16 protein-coding genes are annotated in these 22,469 nt (G+C 72.0%); 9 read left to right on the top strand and 7 right to left on the bottom strand.

All coding sequences use genetic code 11. The features are described 5' to 3' along the window. Positions 1-239: 239 nt before the first annotated feature. The 3 genes from ACFVTC_RS07990 to ACFVTC_RS07980 all read left to right on the top strand — a co-directional run bounded on the left by ACFVTC_RS07990 (position 240) and on the right by ACFVTC_RS07980 (position 3,641). Entirely contained in the window at positions 240-1,910 is a 1,671-nt protein-coding gene (locus ACFVTC_RS07990; protein ID WP_390125120.1) for a M4 family metallopeptidase, read from the top strand. Between the two features lie 363 nt (positions 1,911-2,273). Then, entirely contained in the window at positions 2,274-2,801 is a 528-nt protein-coding gene (locus ACFVTC_RS07985; protein WP_390125119.1) for a hypothetical protein, read from the top strand. 195 nt (positions 2,802-2,996) lie between these two features. Continuing rightward, on the top strand, positions 2,997-3,641 hold the full coding sequence (locus ACFVTC_RS07980) for a class F sortase (protein WP_390125117.1): 645 nt from the start codon (positions 2,997-2,999) through the stop codon (positions 3,639-3,641). Between the two features lie 50 nt (positions 3,642-3,691). On the opposite strand, the gene ACFVTC_RS07975 is transcribed toward ACFVTC_RS07980, so the two are convergent. Continuing rightward, positions 3,692-4,474 carry a sulfite exporter TauE/SafE family protein gene (locus ACFVTC_RS07975; RefSeq protein ID WP_390125114.1) on the bottom strand — a complete coding sequence of 261 codons (783 nt, stop codon included), beginning with the start codon at positions 4,472-4,474 and terminating at the stop codon, positions 3,692-3,694. 329 nt (positions 4,475-4,803) lie between these two features. Between ACFVTC_RS07975 and nirB the strand changes: the two genes are divergently transcribed. From nirB to ACFVTC_RS07955, 4 genes are all read left to right on the top strand, one after another. Beyond that, the gene (nirB, locus tag ACFVTC_RS07970) at positions 4,804-7,395 is read left to right on the top strand and encodes a nitrite reductase large subunit NirB (protein ID WP_390125112.1); all 2,592 of its coding nucleotides are present in this window, start codon (positions 4,804-4,806) and stop codon (positions 7,393-7,395) included. Next, positions 7,392-7,793 (top strand): nitrite reductase small subunit NirD, encoded by a 402-nt coding sequence (gene nirD / locus ACFVTC_RS07965; RefSeq protein WP_390125110.1) that lies wholly within the window; start codon positions 7,392-7,394, stop codon positions 7,791-7,793. Before nirB ends, nirD begins: the two co-directional genes overlap by 4 nt. 38 nt (positions 7,794-7,831) lie before the next feature. Next, the gene (locus ACFVTC_RS07960; protein WP_390125109.1) at positions 7,832-8,416 is read left to right on the top strand and encodes a TetR/AcrR family transcriptional regulator; all 585 of its coding nucleotides are present in this window, start codon (positions 7,832-7,834) and stop codon (positions 8,414-8,416) included. Positions 8,417-8,528: 112 nt separating this feature from the next. Then, the gene (locus tag ACFVTC_RS07955; RefSeq protein ID WP_390125107.1) at positions 8,529-9,293 is read left to right on the top strand and encodes an SDR family NAD(P)-dependent oxidoreductase; all 765 of its coding nucleotides are present in this window, start codon (positions 8,529-8,531) and stop codon (positions 9,291-9,293) included. Between the two features lie 15 nt (positions 9,294-9,308). Here the strand turns inward: ACFVTC_RS07955 and ACFVTC_RS07950 are convergent, their stop codons facing one another. From ACFVTC_RS07950 to ACFVTC_RS07925, 6 genes are all read right to left on the bottom strand, one after another. After that, positions 9,309-10,247: an oxidoreductase gene (locus ACFVTC_RS07950; RefSeq protein WP_390125105.1), complete on the bottom strand. Its 939-nt coding sequence runs from the start codon at positions 10,245-10,247 to the stop codon at positions 9,309-9,311. Between the two features lie 99 nt (positions 10,248-10,346). Further along, positions 10,347-12,635, bottom strand: a complete 2,289-nt coding sequence (locus tag ACFVTC_RS07945) for an FtsX-like permease family protein (RefSeq protein WP_390125102.1) — start codon at positions 12,633-12,635, stop codon at positions 10,347-10,349. Next, on the bottom strand, positions 12,632-13,312 hold the full coding sequence (locus ACFVTC_RS07940; RefSeq protein ID WP_390125100.1) for an ABC transporter ATP-binding protein: 681 nt from the start codon (positions 13,310-13,312) through the stop codon (positions 12,632-12,634). The genes ACFVTC_RS07945 and ACFVTC_RS07940 overlap by 4 nt, the downstream gene beginning before the upstream one ends. Before the next feature lie 68 nt (positions 13,313-13,380). Next, the gene (locus ACFVTC_RS07935) at positions 13,381-13,791 is read right to left on the bottom strand and encodes a hypothetical protein (protein WP_390125098.1); all 411 of its coding nucleotides are present in this window, start codon (positions 13,789-13,791) and stop codon (positions 13,381-13,383) included. 287 nt (positions 13,792-14,078) lie between these two features. Continuing rightward, positions 14,079-16,829, bottom strand: coding sequence for a pyruvate, phosphate dikinase (ppdK, locus tag ACFVTC_RS07930; RefSeq protein WP_390125096.1), 2,751 nt, complete (start codon positions 16,827-16,829; stop codon positions 14,079-14,081). 521 nt (positions 16,830-17,350) lie between these two features. Further along, positions 17,351-18,583, bottom strand: coding sequence for an ROK family protein (locus ACFVTC_RS07925; protein WP_390125094.1), 1,233 nt, complete (start codon positions 18,581-18,583; stop codon positions 17,351-17,353). Between the two features lie 118 nt (positions 18,584-18,701). Between ACFVTC_RS07925 and ACFVTC_RS07920 the strand changes: the two genes are divergently transcribed. Together ACFVTC_RS07920 and ACFVTC_RS07915 are read left to right on the top strand one after the other, a co-directional pair. Beyond that, entirely contained in the window at positions 18,702-20,531 is a 1,830-nt protein-coding gene (locus ACFVTC_RS07920) for a hypothetical protein (protein WP_390125092.1), read from the top strand. Then, positions 20,528-22,465 carry a glycogen debranching N-terminal domain-containing protein gene (locus ACFVTC_RS07915; RefSeq protein ID WP_390125090.1) on the top strand — a complete coding sequence of 646 codons (1,938 nt, stop codon included), beginning with the start codon at positions 20,528-20,530 and terminating at the stop codon, positions 22,463-22,465. Before ACFVTC_RS07920 ends, ACFVTC_RS07915 begins: the two co-directional genes overlap by 4 nt. The last annotated feature ends 4 nt before the right edge of the window (positions 22,466-22,469 follow it).

Here is a 22,469-nt window from a genome sequence, read left to right as displayed (position 1 = left end):
GGGTTGTCCCGGTGGACGCCTCGGACGTTGCCGCGGCCGTCGTTCCTGTGGTCTTTCCGGGGGCGTTCCGGCTGCCGTCTCCATGATCGCCCCTCATTCGTGAGGGCGCGGAAACGATTCCGTCCACACCCGCCGCGACCACGCGTGCGCTATGGACATGACATGTCATGGACCTTTAAATCTGAACGGACATCAGCCCCCCCACCCACGCGCCTGAGCGTGCCTCCCCGAGGAGACCCATGCGTCGGAACCGGATACGCCCCACCCGAGGTTCCCGTCCGGCCGCCGCCGGGGTGGCCGCGGTCACCACCGCCCTGCTGGCGACCGCCCTCACCCCCACCGCCACCGCCCTCACCGTCGGCGTCGGCGCGGCAGGCCGGCCGAGCCGGGCCACCGCGATCGCCGACGCGGCGACGGCCCTCGTGAGCGAGGCCGCGCGCCTGGGACTGACCTCCGCCGAGGGCACCAGCGTGCGCGACGTCGTCATCGACGCGGACGGCGGCCGGCATGTGCGCTACGACCGCACGTACCGCCGACTGCCCGTGCTCGGCGGTGACTTCGTGGTCCATCTCGCCCCGAACGGCTCCTACCGCGGCGCGGACCTGGCCACCTCCCGCGACCTCGCCGTGCCCACCACCACGCCCGCGCTCTCCGCCCCGAAGGCCGCCTCCCTGGCTGCCACCGCGCTGCGCGCCGCACACGTCGGACAGACCCTGAGGAAGGTGACGGCCAGGCCGGAGCTGGTGGTCGACGCCCTGCACGGCGCGCCCCGGCTGGCCTGGCGCACCGACCTGGCGGGCCAGGACTCCCTGGGCAACCCGGTCGCCCGCGCGGTGCTGACCGACGCCCGCACCGGCCGGCAGATCGACGCCTGGGACAGCGTCGAGACGGCGGCCGGCGACGGCCGTTCGCTCTACAGCGGCACGGTCCCGCTGCAGACCACGCCGTCCGGGTCGGCGTACCAGCTCAAGGACCCCACGCGGGGCAACACGTACACGGGCGACGCGGCGAACAGGACGGACCTGTGCGTTCTCGGGATCTGCGTCAGCCGGGCGCCGGCGACCCTCTTCACGGACACCGACAACCACTGGGGCAGCGGGGCGGCCGCGGACCGCGCCTCGGCCGCGGTCGACGCCCAGTACGGCACGGACGCGACCTGGGACTACTACAAGGACGCGCACGGACGTAACGGCATCGCGGGCGACGGGAAGGGCTCGTACAACCGTGTGCACTACGGCAGCAACTACAACAACGCCTTCTGGGACGACAGTTGCTTCTGCATGACGTACGGGGACGGTGACGGGACCACCCTCGGCCCGCTGGTCGCGCTCGACGTGGCCGGTCACGAGATGTCCCACGGCGTGACCTCGAAGACGGCGGCGCTGACGTATTCGGGCGAGTCCGGCGGACTCAACGAGGCGACCTCCGACATCTTCGGCACGCTGGTGGAGTTCCACGCGCACAACGCCTCCGACCCCGGTGACTACCTGATCGGCGAGAAGGTCGTGCGTTCCGGGTTCGGCAAGCCGGCCCTGCGCTTCATGGACCGGCCCTCCAAGGACGGCAGCTCGGCGGACTGCTGGAGCGCGTCGGTGGGGAACCTCGACGTCCACTACTCGTCCGGCGTGGCGAACCACTTCGCGTACCTGCTCGCCGAGGGCAGCGGCGCGGCGACCGTGGGCGGCGTCTCCTACGACAGCCCGACCTGCGACGGCTCCACGCTCACCGGCATCGGCCGGGACAAGCTCGGCGCGATCTGGTACCGGGCGCTGACGGTCTACATGACGTCCTCGACCAAGTACGCGGGCGCGCGGACGGCCACACTGAACGCGGCGAAGGATCTGTACGGCGCGGGGAGCACGGAGTACGGCGCGGTGGCGGCGGCCTGGTCCGCCGTGTCCGTGGGCTGACGCGCCGGGCCGTACACCCGGGCACCGTCCGGTCCCGTCGAGGTCGCGCCGGCTCGGGCGTCCTGTCGCCGGGCCCGGACGCCCGTGTCGGCGGGCCCAGGCGGCCTTCACCCGTTCACCCACGCCCTCCCCCCTTCGGACCCCCGTTCTCCCCTCGCGTGGGACGCACAGCGCTGACCTGCCGAAACACTCTCCGATCCCCCCGTACGGCCCTCTCGTACGACACCCGTTCACCACACTTCCGGCCTTCCCCCGGCAAGCGGGCGCGCACCGATGCCACTTACCTCGGAGGGGCAGGGGCACGACCGACGCAGCGGCACTTGGGGGTGCCGCGGGCCGCGCCCCCTCGGAGGAGCAGCAACCATGCGACGCACAGCCCGTCTGCTGACCGGTACCGCGCTCGCCGTCGCCGCCGCGGGTCTCACCGTCGCGCCCGCGTACGGCGAGAGCACCGTGAGTCTGGAGGTGTCCCCCTCCACCGCGCTCCCGGGTGGCGCCATCTCCGTCAGCACGGCGGCGTGCGGCACGAACGGCGCCGCGACGGGTGACGCCAGCGCCGTCGGCGCCGGCACCTTCCCGCTCGCCGCCGGCCCGCACGAGAACGACGCGGTCGGCCGGTTCCGGGTCCCGCCGAGCGCGCAGCCCGGGACGTACGAGATCGTCGCGAAATGCTCCCGGGGCACACAGGTCACCGGCGATCTGACGGTCACCTTGACCTCGGCGACCTCGGCGCGCGACCAGCTCCAGCCGCGCGGACATGTGAACACGGGCGTCGGTGGCGCACTCGGCACCGATCCCACCAAGACCGCGGCGGGAGTGGCGGCACTGGCCGTCGCCGCCGCGGGCGGTACCTGGCTCCTGCATCGCCGGGCGAGAGGCGACGGGATCTGACGGACACCCTCCGCTGTCCGTCCGCCGGTACCGCCGTCCCCCTCCCCCTCCGTGGCCCGACGCCCCTCGCGGCCCGGAGGGGGACGGGGACCCACCTCCGGCGAAACCCGGAGGCAGCCCCGACAGGACTTCGAGCAACCCCTGCAGACCCCCCCCACACACAAACCCCCTGAAGAACTCCGAGAGGAGGCTCCAGTGCACCGGATAACCAAAGCCGGTCGCCCCGGCAGCGTCGGCAACACCGTCATAGCGTCCGTCACCGTGGTCGCCCTCTGCTCGGGCGTCTGGCTGGTGCGCAGCGGCACCGAGGGCCATCCGCCGCCCCAGCCCTCCGCCGCCCAGTCGGGCACCGGCAACGCCGCCCGGCAGTCCGTCCCCGCGCTCCGCCACTCCCCGCCCGAACGGATCCGCATACCCTCGATAGGCGTGGACGCCCCGTTGATGGGACTCGGACTCACCCCCCAGGGCAGTCTGGACGTCCCGCCCGCCGAGCAGAAGAACCTCGCCGGCTGGTACGAGGCCGGCACCACTCCCGGCGAGCGCGGGACCGCCATCGTCGCCGGCCATGTCGACAACACCGAGGGACCGGCCGTCTTCTACGGCCTCGGCGCCCTGCGCAAGGGCAGCGCCATCGAGGTGGCGCGCCGCGACGGCGGCACCGCGCACTTCACCGTCGACGCCGTCGAGGTGTACGACGCCCGCGACTTCCCCGACGACAAGGTGTACGGGGCCGCGCCCCGCCCCGAACTGCGCGTCATCACCTGTGGCGGCGGCTATTCGAGGGCGACGGGCTACCAGGGCAACGTGGTCGTCTTCGCCCACCTGACCGGCAGCGGCTGACCCGGGCCCGCCCGCAGGCGGCCGACACGGGTCCGGCCCGAGCGGCGGCCTCAGGCCACCCACTGCTGGTACGCCAGGTTCGCGACCAGCGCGAACACCACCGTCAGCAGGACCACCCGGACGAACCCGCTGCCCCGTTTCAGCGCGGTGTGCGCCCCGACGGTGCCGCCGACGAGGTTGAAGACCGCCATCAGCGCGGCCAGTTGCCAGTACACCGTGCCCTTCCACGCGAAGGTCGCGAGAGCGCCCGCGTTGGTGCAGCAGTTGACGATCTTCGCGGTCGCGGAGGCGGTCACCAGGTCGAGGTGGAGCAGCGCGGTGAGGGCGAGGACGAGGAAGGTGCCCGTGCCGGGGCCGATGAGCCCGTCGTAGAAGCCGATGCCGAGGCCCGCGAGTCCGATCGCGGCGAGCACGCGGCGCGGCGGGACGGGCCCGGCGGAGGGCGCGGTGCCGAAGGCGGGACGCAGGATGACGAACGTCCCGACGCCGACCAGGACCACCATCACGACGGGTTTCAGGACGTCCGTGCTCATCCCGGCGGCCACCAAGGCACCGGCCGTGGAGCCGGCGAGCGCCGCGAGACCGATCCGCACGGCCAGCCGTACGTCGACGGGCGCCTTGCGCGCGTACGTCACCGCCGCGCCGCTCGTCCCGACGATCGCGACCGCCTTGTTGGTACCGAGCGCGTACGCCGCCGAGGTGCCGCCCGGCAGCCCGAGCAGCAGCGCGGGCAGCAGGAGCAGTCCGCCGCCGCCCACCACGGCGTCGATCCATCCCGCCGCGAGGGAGGCGAGGCACAGCACAACGACCATGGTCAGCGATATGTCGGGCATGATCGCGACCCTATGGAGGGGATGGATGTGCCGTCCATCAAATTGGGCGTCTTCTGAGGTTCGGGCCCCCACCGGCGAGCTGCCGCGGGACCGACCGGCACCCGCCGGTGACCCCTCCGGGGCGGCCGCGGGGCTGGACCCTCACAGCCGGTCCCCGCCCCCGCTGAGATCAGCGTTCCGCCCGGGAAACGGCGGTGATGCGACCGGGTAACACCGGCATCGCACGCTGCGGGCACGACCTCGAACGCGCGGCCGGTGGTGACCGGCGCCGGATCCACGGGGTCCTGGCCGCAGGCCGCTCCACCGCACCCCGACCACGGAGGCTCCCGATGTCCACGGACACCCCCACGATCGTGCTCGTCGGTCACGGCATGGTCGGCCAGCGCTTCCTGGAGGCGCTGGCCGGGCGCGGGCTGACCGCGACGCACCGGGTGGTCGTGCTGGGTGAGGAGCCCCGTCCGGCCTACGACCGGGTCCGGCTCACCTCGTACTTCTCGGGCCGCACCCCGGACGAACTCTCACTGACCGACGCCGGGTTCGTCGCCGAGCACGGCATCGAACTGCACCTCGGCGACCCGGTCGGGACGATCGACCGGGCGGCGCGGACGGTGACGGCCCGCTCCGGCCTGACCGTCGCCTACGACACCCTGGTCCTCGCCACCGGCTCCTCCCCCTTCGTGCCGCCCGTGCCCGGCAGGGACGCCGAGGGCTGCTTCGTCTACCGGACCATCGAGGACCTGCTCGCCATCGAGGAGTACGCGAAGACGCGGGCGGCCACCGGCGCGGTGGTCGGCGGCGGGCTGCTGGGGCTGGAAGCCGCGGGCGCGCTCCAGAGCCTCGGACTGGCCACCCACATCGTGGAGTTCGCACCCCGGCTGATGCCCGTGCAGGTCGACGAGGGCGGCGGCGCGGCGCTGCTGCGTACCGTCAGGGACCTCGGCCTGACCGTCCACACCGGCACCGGCACGCGGGAGATCGTCACCGGCGCCGACGGCGCCGTGACCGGCATGGGACTCTCCGACGGCTCGGAACTCGCCACGGACCTCGTGGTGTTCTCGGCGGGTGTGCGTCCGCGCGACCGGCTCGCCCGTGACAGCGGACTCACGGTCGGCGAACGCGGCGGCATCATGGTCGACGAGCGGTGCCGCACCTCCGACCCGCGCGTGTTCGCGATCGGCGAGTGCGCCCTCGCGTCCGACGGCCGGGTGTACGGGCTCGTCGCGCCCGGCTACGAGATGGCCGAGACGGCCGCCGCGACGATCGCAGGCGCGGACGCGGACGCCGGTTTCACCGGTGCCGACCTCTCCACCAAGCTCAAGCTGCTCGGCGTGGACGTCGCGTCCTTCGGCGACGCGCACGGCACCACCGCCGACTGCCTCGACGTCGTCTACGCCGACTCACGCTCGGGCACCTACCGCAAGCTCGTCATCGGCCGTGACGGCGAGCTGCTCGGCGGCATCCTGGTCGGCGACGCCGACGCGTACGGCACCCTGCGCGCCCTCACCGGATCGGTGCCGCCGATCGCCCCCGGGCAATTGGTGCTCCCGGCGGGCGCGGGCGCCCCGGCCGCTCTCGGCCCCTCCGCGCTGCCCGACTCGGCCGTCGTCTGCTCCTGCCACAACGTCACCAAGGGCACGGTCCGCGACGCGGTCGCCGAACACTCCCGCACCACCGTGCCGGAGGTGATGAAGTGCACCAAGGCCGGTACCGGCTGCGGGAGTTGCGTCAAGATCCTCGGCCAGATCGTGGACGAGGAGCTGGCGGCGCACGGCGTCGAGGCCGACCACGGCCTGTGCGGCTGCTTCCCGCAGACCCGCGAGGAGCTGTACGAGATCGTCCTCGCGCTGCGGATCTCCTCGTACCAGGCGTTGCTCGACCGCTACGGACGGCCCGGCGCCCGGGGCGGCGACGGCTGCGAGGTCTGCAAACCGGCCGTCGCCTCGGTTCTCGCCTCACTCGCCCCGGTCATCGGCACGAGCGGCCATGTCCTGGACGGCGAGGAGGCGGCCCTCCAGGACACCAACGACCACTTCCTCGCCAACCTGCAGAGGAACGGCTCGTACTCGATCGTGCCGCGCGTCCCCGGCGGCGAGATCACCCCCGAGAAGCTCATCGTGATCGGTGAGGTGGCCCGGGACTTCGGCCTCTACACGAAGATCACGGGCGGTCAGCGCATCGACCTCTTCGGCGCGCGGGTCGAGCAACTCCCCCTGATCTGGGCCCGGCTGGTGGACGCGGGCTTCGAGTCCGGGCACGCGTACGGAAAGGCGCTGCGGACCGTGAAGTCCTGCGTCGGCCGGACCTGGTGCCGCTACGGGGTCCAGGACTCGGTCCGGATGGCGATCGACCTGGAGCTGCGCTACCGGGGACTGCGCTCACCCCACAAGCTCAAGTCCGCGGTCTCCGGGTGCGCCCGGGAGTGCGCCGAGGCCCGGTCCAAGGACTTCGGCGTCATCGCCACGGCCACCGGCTGGAACCTCTGGGTCGGCGGCAACGGCGGCGCCACGCCCCGCCACGCGGACCTGCTGGCCCAGGACCTGGACGATGCCGGGCTGATCCGTCTGATCGACCGGTTCCTGATGTTCTACATCCGTACCGCCGACCGGCTGGAGCGCACCTCGGCCTGGCTGGAGCGGATCACGGGCGGCCTCGGCCACGTCCGGGACGTCGTCGTGCACGACTCGCTCGGCATCTGCGAGGAGCTGGACTCCCTGATGGCCGCTCATGTCCGCGCCTATCGCGACGAGTGGGCGGAGACCCTCGGCGACCCGGTGAGACTGGCCCGTTTCGTGTCGTTCGTGAACGCACCCGGCACCCCCGACCCGGTGGTCGGCTTCGTCCCCGAGCGCGACCAGATCAAGCCGGACCTGCCGCTGCTGGCCATCGGCCCACGCCCCCTGGAAGGAAGCGCCCAGCGATGACCCGACCCCACGGCACCTCTTCACTGACAGTTCAACTGCGCCTGGCTGACGCATGGTTGACCATCTGCGACTTCTCCGCGCTGACGCCCGGCCGGGGGGTGGCGGCACTGCTGCCGGACGGCCGTCAGGCCGCGGTCTTCCGCGACCGGGCCGGCCGGACGTACGCCATCGACAACCGCGACCCGTTCAGCGGCGCGGCCGTCCTCTCCCGCGGCCTGACCGGCTCCCACCAGGGCCGGCCCTTCGTCGCCTCGCCGCTCCTCAAGCAGCGGTTCGACCTGGAGTCGGGACGGTGCCTGGACGACGAAACGGTGACGGTCACGACGTACGAGGTGAGGACGCACGGAGTGAGGACGTACGAGGTGAGGACCCGCCGGCACAGCGCACACGCCTTCTGACTTGACCGTTCGTTCCGGAAAAGCCTAGGCTCCTCCGCATGGCCAGGACCAAGGAGTTCGATCCGGACGCCGCGTTGCAGTCGGCCCTGGAGCTGTTCTGGCGCCGCGGTTACGAGGCGACGTCGATGGCGGACCTCGTCGAACACCTCGGCGTGGGGCGCGCCAGCATCTACGCGACCTTCGGCAACAAGCACGACCTGTACCTGAAGGCGCTGGACCGTTATCAGCAGGCGCGCAACCCGCAACTGCTGCGGGAGTTGTCCCGGCCGGGCCCCGCCCTGCCGGCCGTCCGTGCGGTGGTACGCCGCTTCGCGACCGAGGCGGCGACCGGCGAACGGCGCCTGAGCGGCTGCTTCGTCACCAACACGGCCACCGAACTGGCTCCGCACGACACGGACGCGGCCCGCCGGGTCGAGCACAACTGGGACCACCTCGAAACCCTGCTGCACGCGGCCCTGGTCCGCGCCGAGGCCCAGGGCGAACTGCCCGCCGGCCGTGACCCGCTGGCCCTCGCCCGCATGCTGCTGGTCCTGATGCAAGGGCTGCGGGTGGTGGGCAAGGCGTCCACCGATCCGGCCCGCGTGCGGGACGCCGCGGAGCAGGCACTGGCCCTGCTCGACTGAACGCGCCCCGACTGGCGCGTTTTGGCGTCCCTCCATATTGAACCGATCGATCCAGTAAGACCATCCTCTCGCGTACGCGTCCCGTACGACACCGCAGACGAATGGAGAACTCGTGAGCGTCCGCTTCTCCGGCAGGACCGCCCTCGTCACGGGCGCCGGATCCGGCATCGGCCGCACCACCGCTCTGGCGTTCGCCGCCGAGGGCGCGCACGTCGTCGTCGCGGGGCGCACCGCCGCCCCGCTGGACGAGACGGTCGCGTTGATCGAGGCGCGCGGCGGCAAGGCACTGGCCGTGCCCGCCGACGTGTCGCGCGCCGCCGACTGGCGGGATCTCGTCGGGGCGACCGTGGACCGCTTCGGCTCACTCGACGTGGCGGTCAACAACGCGGCCGTCTTCCACGGCGGGACGCCCCTCGCCGACCTCGCGCAGGCGGACTGGCACGCGCAGTTCGACATCAACACGACCGGCGTGTTCCTGGCTCTCCAGGCCCAGATCCGGCAGATGCGGACCCAGCCGGCCGGCGGTGCGATCGTCAACATCGCCTCCACCATCGGCGTGCACACCCGGCGTCCGGGCGTCGCCGCCTACGCCGCGTCCAAGGCGGCCGTCACCGCGCTGACCCGCGCCGCGGCCCTCGACCACATCGCCGACGGCGTCCGGATCAACGTCGTCAGCCCCGGCGCCGCCGCCACCACGATGTCGCTGCGCCCCGGCGAGTCCGAGGCCGAGCGGGTGGAGCGGGTGCGGCACGAGCTGCCGCTGGGCCGGGTGTCGAGGACGCAGGAGGTCGCCGCGGCCGTCCTGTACCTGGCGTCCGAGGACGCGGCGTCGGTCGTCGGCACGGACCTGGTGATCGACGGCGGCGGCGCGCTCTGAGCGCCGGCGGACCGGTCAGACCTTCAGGGCGTCGTACGACACTCCGGTGAGCTGCTCGGAAACGTCCCAGAGCCGCTCCCCCGCCGTGTCGTCGCGGGTCCGGCCGGTCCGCCAGGACTCGGCCGGCGCGCCGCGCCACATCGCGAACGAGGGTCCGGTGAAGGAGTCGGGACGCACGCCGGGCGCGGTGGCCGCGTACAGCGTGGGCAGGGCGCCCGCCCGCGGGCTCTGCCCGAAGACCCGGTTGCCGATCTCCATGAGCCGCTCGGCCCCCTTGCGGCCGGCCATCCGGGGCCCGGTGGTCTGCAGGTTCGTCGAGGCGTACCCGGGGTGGGCCGCGGCCGCCACGACGTCGGACCCGACGGCGGCCAGCCTGCGTGCCAGTTCGTGGGTGAAGAGCAGGTTGGCGGTCTTGGAGCGGGCGTAGGCGATCCAGCGCCGGTAGGAGGGCCGCTCGCTGTCGAGGTCGTCGATGTCGACGCCGGAGAGCACGTGCATCATGCTCGACACGGTCACGACGCGTGCGCGGGGGGTGTTCAGCAGCGCGGGGAGCAGCAGCCCGGTGAGCGCGAAGTGCCCCAGGTGGTTGACCCCGAACTGTGTCTCGAACCCGTCGGTGGTGCGCCCCGGCGGCGGGGCCATCACTCCGGCGTTGTTGACGAGCAGGTCGAGCCGCTCGCCGTACGCATGGTCGTATGTCGCCGCGAACTCCCCGACGGAGTCGAGGTCGCCCAGGTCCAGCCGTACGAACTCCACGTCGGCGCCCGGCACTTCGGTCACGATCCGGTCGCCGGCCTCGCTCCCCCGCGCCTCGCTTCGGCAGGCCAGCACGACCCGCGCTCCACGCCGCGCGAGCTCACGCGCCGTCACATAGCCGATCCCACTGTTGGCACCGGTGACGACGGCCGTACGACCGCTCTGGTCGGGGATGTCGTTCACGTTCCACGCGGTCATGCCGGACCTCTCTCCACCGATGTCTGTCCCTCACGGTACGCGGCGCCTCTTTCCCCGCCTCGGACCGTCCGGCCCGGTCGGTGACGCCGAACCAGCCGGTCAGTGGCGGCGGATCAGTTCGGGATCGATCCGCCGCCCGGCCAGCGGCAGGGCGCCGACGGCGGCCACGGCCACGACGACCAGCGCGGAGGCGAGCAGGACCGGGACGCCGGCCCCGTCCCAGAGGACCGGGCCGCCGCCGATGACCAGGTAGCTCGACTCGGCCAGCTTCCCCGCCACCAACGCCGGCACCAGCCCCACCACCAACGGCGACACCACCTGCGCCACCTGCGCGGCCCGCAGAGTCCGCGTCCGCGCCCCGAGCAGCGTCAACGCGGTGACCTGCGGCCGCCGCTCCACGGCACGGTCGGTGGCCGCCACGAGGTAGGCGGCGACACCGATGACGAGGCCGAGGGTGATGCCTATGGCGAGGAGGGTTCTGACGATGGTCACCCGCTGGAACGCGTCGACGATCAGGCCCTGCGTGAGGACACCGGCCGTGGGTGCGATGCCTCCGATCCCGTCGAGAACGGCACGGACGGTCTTCTCCCCCGGAGCGCTGACGAGCGTGAGCGTGGCGTCCTGCGGGATCGCGCCAGGGGGCAGCATCGAAGGAGGGACGAGAACGCCTCCGTTCTGCAGGACCATGAGGCCCTCGGGCTCCCGGTACCGGACGGTCTGCCGCGGCATCTTGAGATTCAGGCCACCGGAGCGCTCCCCCACCCGCCGATCGAAGCGGACCTCGTCGCCCGCCTCGGTCCGCACGTCCTGGGGCTGCCCGGGATCACACAGCCTCATGAGGCGTCCGTCCACGCATCCCGCGGTCCACCGCACCGCCTTGCGGAGTTGGCCGCATGTCGCCACCACCCCCTCGGGGCGCGGTGACTGCTCCAAGCCGTCCGAGAGCGGCGGGTTCAGGGTCACGACATGCGCCCGGACACCTGGCAGGACTTCGATCGCCTGTCGCTGGGCCCCGCTGAGCTGCCCGTACTGGATGTCGTACGTCTGAAAGGGCAGGGTGCTCCTGGCGACGCTGTCCAGTTGGATGACGACCCCCTGCGCGAGAGAAGCCGCGAAGACGAGCAGGACGAGCCCGGTGGCCACCCGGACGGCACCACCCGGCTCGGCCTCGTTGCGCCGCATGGCCAGACCGAGGGAGAACGACCGCGTGGAACACGCCACCCGCCGCGCGAGAAATCGGGAGCACGCCGGAAGTGAGAGGGCGAGCCCGATACCGGACAGGAGGGCCGCCGACGGCATGAGCCACGCGGAGAGGGCGGTGCTCGTGGGAGCGTGGTGCGTGACGCCCGCGACGCAGTAGCCCGTGATGACCCCCAGACCCGCGATCAACGGCAGGAAAACCCACCCCGAAGGTGTCTTCTCCACGGCCCCGCGCCGGACGGCCAAAGGATTGGCTGCGGCCTTTCCCGCGCTGGCACGGCCCACGTACCAGGCCAGTGCCGGACATCCGACGAGACACACCGCGAGGGTCTGGAAGGTGAGGGCGCCGTCGGCGGGGTACCACGTGAACCCCGGCAGGCCGACCCGCGAGACCACCTGGTTCATGGTCCAGTACTCGCCGAGCCCGAGGATCGCGCCCAGTCCGGCGGCCGCGACGGTCTCGGCGGCGTTCACCCGCTGCGTCCCCTTCTTGCTCAGCCCCAGCAGGCGCAGCGCGGCCAGCCTGCGTGCCCGGTCCGCGGCGGACAGTCGCGCGCAGACGGAGAGGAAGACGACGAGGGGAAGGAGGACGACCGCTGCCAGGGTGAAGCGCAGGATGGCGAGAGTTGTGGGGTCCAGTGCGGGAAGTGGCCCATGGGACTCGCCGAACCGCTCCACGGGGTCGCCGTCGGGGAGTTCAGCGCGGCTCATGCCCACGTACGCGATGAGTTCATCAGGGCGCGCCAGCCCTGCGGGGCCGATCAACCCCGCTTCCCCACCGGGCACAAGTTGCGCCAACGCCGGGTTGTGCCGCAGAAGTTCGCGTATCCGCGGCGAGACGAACACCTGCCCGTCCCGTGGGAACGAGCGCAGTCCGGGCGGCGGCTCGACGGTCCGCGTGCCGCGCGCCACGAAGACCCGGGTGAGAGGTGTCGAGCCGTAGGGATCGGTGCGGGATAGCGTCACCGGATAGCCGTCGACGACGGCAGCGCCTGACGAGTCCCGCGGAGTGACCGGCTGGCGGGCGGTGACACGCGCGTCCTGCGCGTCCAGGATCCCGGGAATCGCCAGCACGATGGCCAGACAGCAGACACCGAGCGAGCTGCCGAGTGTCATGAGGAGGAACCGCGCACGATGACCGGGTCCGCTCCCGAACAGCAGTCGCAACCCCAGGACGAGTTCCCTCATGACGCACCCCGCTCCCACGCGCCAAGAACGCCGTCGGACATCGTGTATCGGCTGTCCGCCTGGGCCGCGACCTCCGGATCGTGCGTGACGAGCAGGACCGCGGTCCCCTGCGAACGGGCGAGACCGAGGAACTCATCGAGGACCGTTGCCGCGTTGGCGCTGTCGAGCGAGCCGGTCGGCTCGTCCGCGAAGACCACCGCCGGTCTGTGCACGAGAGCACGGGCGACCGCGACCCTCTGACTCTGCCCGCCGGACACCTGTGAGGGGCGCCGCTCCCGCAGATCCGCGAGGCCCAGACGTCCCAGCACCTCTCCCGCGGCGGCCAGTGCCGGGGACTTGCGCTGCCCGGCGAGCCTCAGTGGCAAAGCGGTGTTCTCCTCCACGGTCAGCTCGGGCAACAGCTCGCCGTACTGGAAGACGAAACCGAAGCGGTCTCGTCTCAGGGCGCTGAGCTCCTCGTCACCGAGATCTCTCAACAAGCGCCCGGCGAAACGGACTTCACCGCCCGTGACAGGAAGGACCCCCGCCAGGCAGTACAGCAGGGACGACTTGCCCGAACCGCTCTGCCCCGTGATTGCCGCCACCTCCCCCTTGTGGAGGCTCACGGAAGCCCCTCTGACAGCTTGGGCAGAGCCGTAATGGAGGTCGATTCCCCTGCCGGAGAGGATTTCTGACATGTCGATCTGGACTCCCGAAGGAAGCGGACCCGGGCCTGAGCCCGGGTCCGGGGTGCCGAGGTGACCGCTCACTTCTTGTAGTGAAGTTCCCTGGAACAGAGGTCCCACTGGGCGGCTCCCCGATCGACGCAGGCGCGGATGTAGGCGTCGTCCGTGTACTGCTGGGCACCGTCCCAGTTGGACTTGTGCAGCGGTACCGTCCGCCCCTGCTTGCCGTAGTACCGGATCGGTCCGTGACCCTCGACGCGGACCTGCACGTAGACGTTGCGGCCGTCCCTCGCCAAGGAGTCGCGGAGGTATCCGGCCCACTCGAAGGCGCCGTGGTTCCGGCCCGCCGGATTGAACTTGTACTTGCCCTGATCGAAGCGCACGCCCTGCACGCCCATGTTCGGGAGGTCTTGCCAGGACGCCGCGACCGCGGTGCCCGCTCCGACCATGAAGACGCCCGCCGCCACCACGCCGGCCCATACCCGCTTCATGTCCCACCTTTCGTGATTCCCGTGGCCCCACGACCACCGGAGATCACAGAAGGTAATGGATCAGTCACGCGCTGAATCCTTTGGCCTCCGGATCGCCATCCCATCAGGTGATCCGGAAGCACGAGAAGCGCAGACCGCACAGGCCGCACAGCCGGTACGGCCCACGCACGACGGGGCGGCACCCCGCACAAGGTGCCGCCCCGCTTCTTTCGTACGCCGGAACCGTCGATCGCCGGTGAGGGTCGAATGGTGGTCGACGGGCCCGGAGTTCCCGGTGCTCCCGAGGGTTACCGGTGGTCGCTGCCCTTCGCCGTCGACGCCGCCCGGCCCGCCTCCAGCCGCGCCACCGGAATCCGGAACGGCGAGCAGGAGACGTAGTCGAGGCCCACCTCGTGGAAGAAGTGGACCGACTCGGGGTCGCCACCGTGTTCGCCGCAGACGCCGAGCTTCAGGTCGGGACGCGTCGCGCGGCCGGCCTGGACGGCGGAGCGGACCAGGGAGCCCACGCCGTCCCTGTCGATGGTCTCGAAGGGCGACACCCCGAAGATGCCCTTCTCCAGGTACGCCGTGAAGAAGCTCGCCTCCACGTCGTCCCGGGAGAAGCCCCAGACGGTCTGCGTGAGGTCGTTCGTGCCGAAGGAGAAGAACTCGGCGGCCTCGGCGATCTGCCCCGCCGTGAGGGCCGCCCTCGGGAGCTCGATCATCGTGCCGATGGCGAGCTTCAGCTCGATGCCCGTCGTCTCCTGCACCTCCGCGATGACCCGGTCGGCCTCCTCGCGGACGATCTCCAGTTCCTGGACCGTGCCGACCAGCGGGATCATGACCTCGGCACGCGGGTCGCCCTTGGCGTTCCTGCGCTCGGCCGCCGCCTCCGCGATGGCCCGTACCTGCATCGTGAACAGGCCGGGGATGACCAGGCCGAGGCGCACACCGCGCAGGCCGAGCATCGGGTTCTGCTCGTGCAGCCGGTGCACCGCCTGGAGCAGGCGCAGGTCGTTCTCGTTGGCGTCGCCGCGCGACTCCGCGAGCGCCACCCGTACCGACAGTTCGGTCACGTCGGGCAGGAACTCGTGCAGCGGCGGGTCGAGGAGACGGATCGTCACCGGAAGGCCGTCCATCGCTTCGAAGAGCTCGATGAAGTCCCGCTTCTGCAGCGGGAGCAGCTCCTTGAGCGAGTCCTCGCGCTCCGCGTCCGTGTCGGCCAGGATCAGTCGCTCCACCAGCTCGCGCCGGTCGCCGAGGAACATGTGCTCGGTGCGGCACAGGCCGATGCCCTGCGCTCCGAAGCGCCGGGCCCGCAGGGCGTCCTCCGCGTTGTCGGCGTTGGCGCGCACCCGCAGCCGGCGGACCCGGTCCGCGTACGCCATGATCCGGTGCACGGCGGCGACCAGTTCGTCGGCGTCGTCGGCGCCGGCGTGCATCCGGCCCTCGAAGTACTCGACGACCGGGGAGGGTACGACCGGTACCTCGCCGAGGTAGACCTTGCCGGTGGAGCCGTCGATGGAGACGACGTCGCCCTCCTCGATCACCACGCCGCCGGGGGCCGTCATCCGGCGCCGCTTGGTGTCGACCTCCAGTTCCTCAGCGCCGCACACGCACGTCTTGCCCATGCCGCGCGCGACGACCGCCGCATGCGAGGTCTTGCCGCCGCGGGAGGTGAGGATGCCCTCCGCCGCGATCATGCCGTCGAGGTCGTCGGGGTTGGTCTCGCGGCGGATCAGGATGACCTTCTCGCCGGAGCGCGACCACTTGATCGCGGTGTACGAGTCGAAGACGGCCTTGCCGACGGCCGCGCCCGGCGAGGCGGCGATGCCGCGGCCGATCTGCTCGACCTTCGCCTGGTCGTCGAAGCGCGGGAACATCAGCTGGGCGAGCTGGGCGCCGGTCACCCGCTGGAGCGCCTCGGCCTCGTCGATCAGGCCCTGGTCCACCAGCTGGGTGGCGATCCGGAAGGCCGCGCCCGCGGTGCGCTTGCCGACGCGGGTCTGGAGCATCCACAACTGACCGCGCTCGATGGTGAACTCGATGTCGCAGAGGTCCTTGTAGTGGTTCTCCAGGGTCTCCATGATCTGCATCAGCTGGTCGTACGACTTCTTGTCGATCGACTCCAGCTCGGCGAGCGCGACGGTGTTGCGGATGCCGGCGACGACGTCCTCGCCCTGGGCGTTCTGCAGGTAGTCGCCGTACACGCCCTGATGGCCGGAGGCCGGGTCACGGGTGAAGGCGACTCCGGTGCCGGAGTCGGGGCCCAGGTTGCCGAAGACCATCGAACAGACGTTGACGGCCGTGCCGAGGTCGTGCGGGATGCGCTCCTGGCGGCGGTAGAGCTTGGCGCGGTCGGTGTTCCAGGAGTCGAAGACCGCGTGGATGGCGAGGTCCATCTGCTCGCGCGGGTCCTGCGGGAAGTCCCGGCCGGCCTCGGTCTTGACGATCCTCTTGAACTTCGTGACCAGCTTCTTGAGGTCCGCCGCCTCCAACTCCGTGTCGACGGTGACCTTCTTGGCCACCTTCGCGGCCTCCAGCGCGTCCTCGAAGAGCTCCCCGTCGACACCGAGGACGGTCTTGCCGAACATCTGGATGAGGCGGCGGTAGGAGTCCCAGGCGAAGCGGTCGTCGCCGGCCTGCTGGGCGAGACCCTGGACCGACTTGTCGGAGAGCCCGATGTTCAGGACCGTGTCCATCATGCCGGGCATCGAGAACTTCGCACCGGAACGGACCGATACGAGCAGGGGGTTGTCGGCCTGGCCGAGCTTCTTGCCCATGCTCGCCTCGAGCGCCTTGAGGTGCGTGCTGACCTCGTCACGCAGTGCCGCGGGCTCCTCACCGCTGTCGAGGTACGTCTTGCACGCCTCGGTGGTGATCGTGAAGCCCGGAGGGACGGGAAGGCCCAGGTTGGTCATCTCGGCGAGGTTCGCACCCTTGCCGCCCAAGAGGTCCTTGAGGTCTTTGTTGCCCTCGGTGAAGTCGTAGACGAACTTCACGTCCCCGACGCCGCTGTCGCCGCTCTCGGCTACGTGGGGATCTTTGTTTTCCGACACGAGTCTCGACTCCTCGACGTCGCGGTGGCTGCCCTGACGGCGAGGAACATACCCAGATCGAAGGCGCCTGGGTACGTCTACTTGCACGTCATACGCCTGTAACCACCCGTCCGCCACGCGATCGAAAGTCAAGGCTTGGCAAGCGCCCGGAGCTGGATGTTTTCACCTCTTGAACGAATGGGCGCACACCTACCCACAAAATCGCTCATGTGAGCACGCTCCGGCACGCCTGAGTTTAATCGATGAACGATCAAGGGGTGGCACTCAGTGCCACCCCTTAGGGAAGTGCAGTCGCCCAAGATCTGCTCATCTGAGCATTGCCCCGATCAGAGGTGGCGAGAATCACGCCGGGACGACGGCCGGGATTTCATCATGCGGACCACGACGCGGACGCGACACACGGCTGTCACATGGCGCCGGCCACGGACCACCGGTGACCGGTCGCCGGTCGCCGGTCGCCGGTCGCCGGTCGCCGGTCACGGCAGCCTCGGACATCCCACGGGCTCGGACATCCCACGGGCTCAGACGCCCAGCGCCGCCAGTCGCTCCTCGACCCGCTCCGGCGCGTACAGGTACTCGACGACCAGCGCCCCGGCGCCGACCAGTCCGGCCCGCTCGCCGAGCCTCGACGTCACCACGTCCAGATGAGCGGTGGAGCGGGGCAGCGCCCGCTGGTAGAGCAGCTCACGCACGCCCGTGAGGAACGGGGTTCCGGCCAGGTCTCCGGCGATCATCAGAACACCCGGGTTCAGCAGGGTCACGACGGTCGCGAGGACGTCCCCGACCTGCCGCCCCGCCTCCCGCGCGAGCGCCATCGCCTCCGGGTGCCCGGCCGTCAGCAGGTCGCGCACGTCCGAACCGGAGGCGGCCGGCACCCCCGACTCCACGAGCCGCCGCGCGACGGCGCCACCGCTCGCGACGGCCGCCAGGCATCCGTACGACCCGCACCGGCACAGCGCGTCGGCGCCGACCCGGATGTGCCCTATGTCGCCGGCGCCGCCGTCGACGCCCCGGTAGATGGAGCCGCCGACGACCATGCCCGCGCCGATACCGGTGGAGACCTTGACCAGGGCGAACGCCGAGCAGTCCGGGTACCCGGCGCGCTGTTCGCCGTACGCCATCAGGTTGGCGTCGTTGTCGACGAGGACGGGGACACCGGAGCCGCCGCCGGTCTGCTCCGCGAAGGCGCGCCCCAGGCGCCCCCGGATGTCGTAACCGTCCCAGCCCGGCATGATCGGCGGCTGCACCACCCGGCCGGTCTCGCTGTCGACCGGGCCCGGCACCGCCAGTCCGATCCCGCACACCGAACCCACGGGCCGCCCGGCCTTCTCCAGCAGTTCGGCGAACCAGCCGCCCAGTTCGCCGAGGACCGCGTCCGGGCCGTCCTCGATACGCAGCGTGCCGTGGTGCTCGGCCTGGATCTCGCCGGTCAGCGAGACCACGGCGGCCCGGCCGTGCCGGGTGTCGAGGTCGGCGGCGAGGACGACGGCGTGCGCGTCGTCGAACTCCAGGGTGATGGAGGGGCGGCCGCCCAGCGGTGAGTCCACCGGGCCGCCCGCGCCCTCACGCAGCCAGCCCGCGCGGAAGAGCCGGTCGAGGCGCTGACCGACCGTGGCCCGGGACAGACCGGTGGCCTGCTGGAGCGCGCCGCGTGTCGTGGCACGGCCGCTGCGCACCAGTTCGAGCAGATCTCCGGCGCTTGCCTGGTTCCCGGCCCTCATGGCCTTCGCCGCCCTTCCCGTCGTGCCGGTCATGCCCCACCCCTTGCGTTCCCCAACTCTGCATTACATATTGGGTTTTGCGTGTTAAATAGACGTAACCCTACGGTACCCAGCGCCGAACCGCTCGGCCGGACGTCTTCGGGGAGACTGAGTGGACAGCACAACCCAACTCACCATCCGCCGCTCGGGAATCACCACCCCCGTGCGCACCTCGGGCTCCCCCGCTCCGCCCGGCTCGGGCGAGATCACCCACGCCGCCGCCGACGTGCGCGATCCAGCCCGGTCCGCCGGGTCGCTGCACCTCAGGGCCGCCCACGTGCTCGAAGGCAACTGGACGGGAACGTCCACCGTCCCCTCACGCGGCCTGTATCCGCACCAGTGGTCCTGGGACTCGGCCTTCATCGCGATCGGGCTGCGGCATGTGTCCCCCCTGCGGGCGCAGGCGGAACTGGAGACCCTGCTCGGCGCCCAGTGGGGCGACGGCCGGATTCCGCACATCGTGTTCAACCCCTCCGTCCCGCTCGACGCGTACTTCCCGAGCCCCGACTTCTGGCGCTCCTCGACCGCGGGGCGCGCCGCGGGCGCCCCGCGCACCGTACAGACGTCGGGCATCGTGCAGCCACCGGTGCACGCGCTAGCCGCCTGGCTGGTGCACCAGGCCGACCCCGGCCTGTCCCGGGCGCGGTCCTTCCTTCCCCGGGTGTATCCCCGCCTCGCGGCCTGGCACCGCTATCTGCTGCACCGCCGGGACCTGGGCGGCGGCGGGCTCGCCTCCGTGGTCCACCCCTGGGAGCAGGGCATGGACAACAGCCCCTGCTGGGACGCCCCGCTCGGCCGGATCACCCCTGCGCCGCCGCGCACCTTCCGACGCGCCGACCTCGACCACGGGTCCGCCGAGGACCGCCCGACGGATCTCGACTACGGGCGGTACGTACGGCTCGCGACGGACTACCGGGACGGCGGATACGCCGACGGGCCCGGGGCGGGGGCCGGGCCCGGGGCGGGGGCCGGGTCCGGCGCGGGGGCCGGGTCCGGCGCGGGGGCCGGGTCCGGCGCGGGCCGGTTCGCCGTCGAGGACCCGGCGTTCAACGCGCTGCTGATCGCCTCCGAGCACGCGCTCGCGGCCATCGCCCGGGAACTTGGCGCGGCCGGGACCGCACGGCACGCACGCGCGGAGCGCCTGACGGCGGCGCTGGTGGAGCGGCTGTGGGACCCGGCCGAGGGGATGTTCTTCAGTCGGGACGTGTACGGCGGGGGCGAGGGCGAGAGCGGTGCTCATGGAACGGAGCCGCGCTCTCCGAGTGGCGATAGCACGTCGGAGCAGCGCTTGCAGAGCGGTGCTCTCGAAGCGGAGCGCCGGTCACAGAGCGGTGCTCGCGAACGGGAGCAGCGCTCGCGGAGCGGTGCTCGCGGGACGGAGCGGCGCTCCGCGAGTGGTGCGCTGATCCCCGAGCGCAGTGTCGCCGGGCTGCTGCCGCTCATCCTTCCCGCGCTGCCCCGTGACATCGCCGCCGCCCTCGTCCGCACCGCGGGCGGCCCGCATTTCGGGCTCGGCGGGGTAGCCCGGCTGGTGCCCAGCTACGACCTGACCGGGCACGCCTTCGACCCGCGCCGCTACTGGCGTGGCCCGGCCTGGTTCAACACCAACTGGCTGCTGGAGCGCGGGCTGCGGCTGCACGGGGAGCACGGGCGCGCTCAGGAGCTGCGCTCGGTGCTGCTGGAGACGGCGGACACGTCCGGGTTCGCGGAGTACGTGGATCCGTACACCGGCGAGGCCTGCGGAGCACTCGGCTTCAGCTGGACGGCCGCGCTGACACTGGACCTGCTGCACGAGCCCCCGGGGGCGGACCAGGTCGTGTCCCGTCCGGGGCGCGACACGTTCGACACGGCACAGGGCGCGGCTCCGCACGGCACACCGCCGGACGGCACGGCACCGCGCGGTTCATTCGAGACGGGCGCCAAGGGAGGGGACCGGGGATGACGGACCGGCATCATCTGCTCGTGCACGGTGGGACGTTCGCCGCCGTGGGTGACGGCGGGGACATCAGCGGGGTGCGGGGCGGCAGCTCCCCGGACGGGCTGTTCGTACGGGACGCCCGGCACCTCAGCCGCTGGCAGCTGACCGTCGACGGCGCGGTGCCCGAGGCGCTGACGCCGGTCTCGGACGGCGACACGGCACGCTGTGTGCTCGTCCCGCGTGGCGGCCGCAACGAACCGCCCGCGTACACGCTCTTCCGTGAACAGGCGGTCACCGACGGCGCGTTCGTGGAGGCGCTGCGCGTCACCAGCAACCGTCCGACGCCCACGACCGTGCGTATCGCGCTCACCGTGGACGCCGACTTCACGGACCAGTTCGAACTGCGCTCCGACCACCGCACGTACGCCAAGACCGGCGCCGTACGGGGGCGCCGGATCCTGGACGACGGGGTGGAGTTCAGCTACCGGCGCCGGGAGTGGCGGTCCTGTACGACGGTCACCTCCGAGCCGCCGCCGGGCGGGGTCGAGGAGACGGGCACGGGCGCCCGGCGCCTCGTGTGGACCCTGGACCTCCCGCCGCACGAATCGGCGGAGCTGTCGCTGCGCGTCGCGGCGCGTCCGCACGGCGCGCTGAAGGAGCCGGACGTGCCTCTCTCCCCCGCCGCGGCGAACGACCGGCTGCTCGCGCTGGAGGACGAGTTCGCGGAGGGCGTGCCCTTCCCGACCGGCTGGCCGGAGCTGGCCGCGGCCTGCGCGCGCGGGCTGTCGGACCTCGCGGTGCTCCAGGTCCCGGCGACCGGCCCGGACGGCGAGGAACTGCGGGTGCCGGCCGCCGGCGTCCCCTGGTTCCTCACCATGCTGGGCCGTGACGCGCTGCTGACCTCGCTGTTCGCACTCCCCTACCGTCCCCGGCTCGCCGCCGCGACACTGCCCGCGCTCGCCGCGACCCAGGCGGTCGAGGTGGGGGCGTCCGCGGTGGCCCAGCCCGGCAAGATCGTGCACGAGGTGCGGCACGGCGAGCTGGCGCACTTCGGGCAGGTGCCGTACGGGCGGTACTACGGGTCGGTGGACGCCACTCCGCTGTTCCTGGTGCTGCTCGGCGCGTACACCGAGCAGACCGGTGACGTGGCCCTGGCCCGGCGGCTGGAGTCGCACGCCCGCGCGGCGATCGGCTGGATGCTGGACCACGGCGGACTGACCTCGTGCGGCTATCTCGTCTACCGCGCGGACGGCGGCGGTCTCGCCAACCAGAACTGGAAGGACTCCCCGGGCGCGATCTGCTCGGCGGACGGCAGCCGTCCCAGCGGCCCGGTGATGGCGGCGGGCGCGCAGGGATACGCGTACGACGCGCTGCGCCGCACCGCCCATCTGTCCCGGACGGTCTGGGGCGACGAGGTCTACGCGGCCCTTCTGGAACAGGCCGCCGGTGATCTCCGCGACCGTTTCCAGCGGGACTTCTGGATGAGCGAGCAGGGCTTCCCCGCGCTGGCGTTGGACGGCGACGGCCGGCAGGTCGACGCGCTCGCCTCGGACGCGGGCCATCTGCTGTGGTCCGGTCTCCTGGACAAGGAGTACGGCGAACTGGTCGGCCGGCGGCTGCTGGAGCCGGACTTCTTCTCGGGCTGGGGCGTCCGCACCCTGGCCGCCGGCCAGCCCGCGTACCACCCGCTGTCGTACCACCGCGGTTCGGTCTGGCCGCACGACAACGCGCTGATCACGCTGGGGCTGGCCCGCTACGGCCTGCACGACGAGGCCCGCGCGGTCGCCCACGCCCTGGTCGACGCGGCCACGGCGGCCGGCCACCGGCTCCCCGAGGTCCTCGCGGGCTACGGCCGCGCCACGCACACGGAGCCGGTGCCCTACCCGCACGCGTGCGTACGGGAGTCGAGGTCGGCGGCGGCACCGCTGGCGCTGCTGACGGCGGTGGGGGGAGCCTGACGGT

The organism is Streptomyces sp. NPDC057950 (genome assembly GCF_042887295.1).
GTDB lineage: Bacteria > Actinomycetota > Actinomycetes > Streptomycetales > Streptomycetaceae > Streptomyces > Streptomyces kaempferi.
This window is presented reverse-complemented; position numbering and strand designations above follow the sequence as displayed.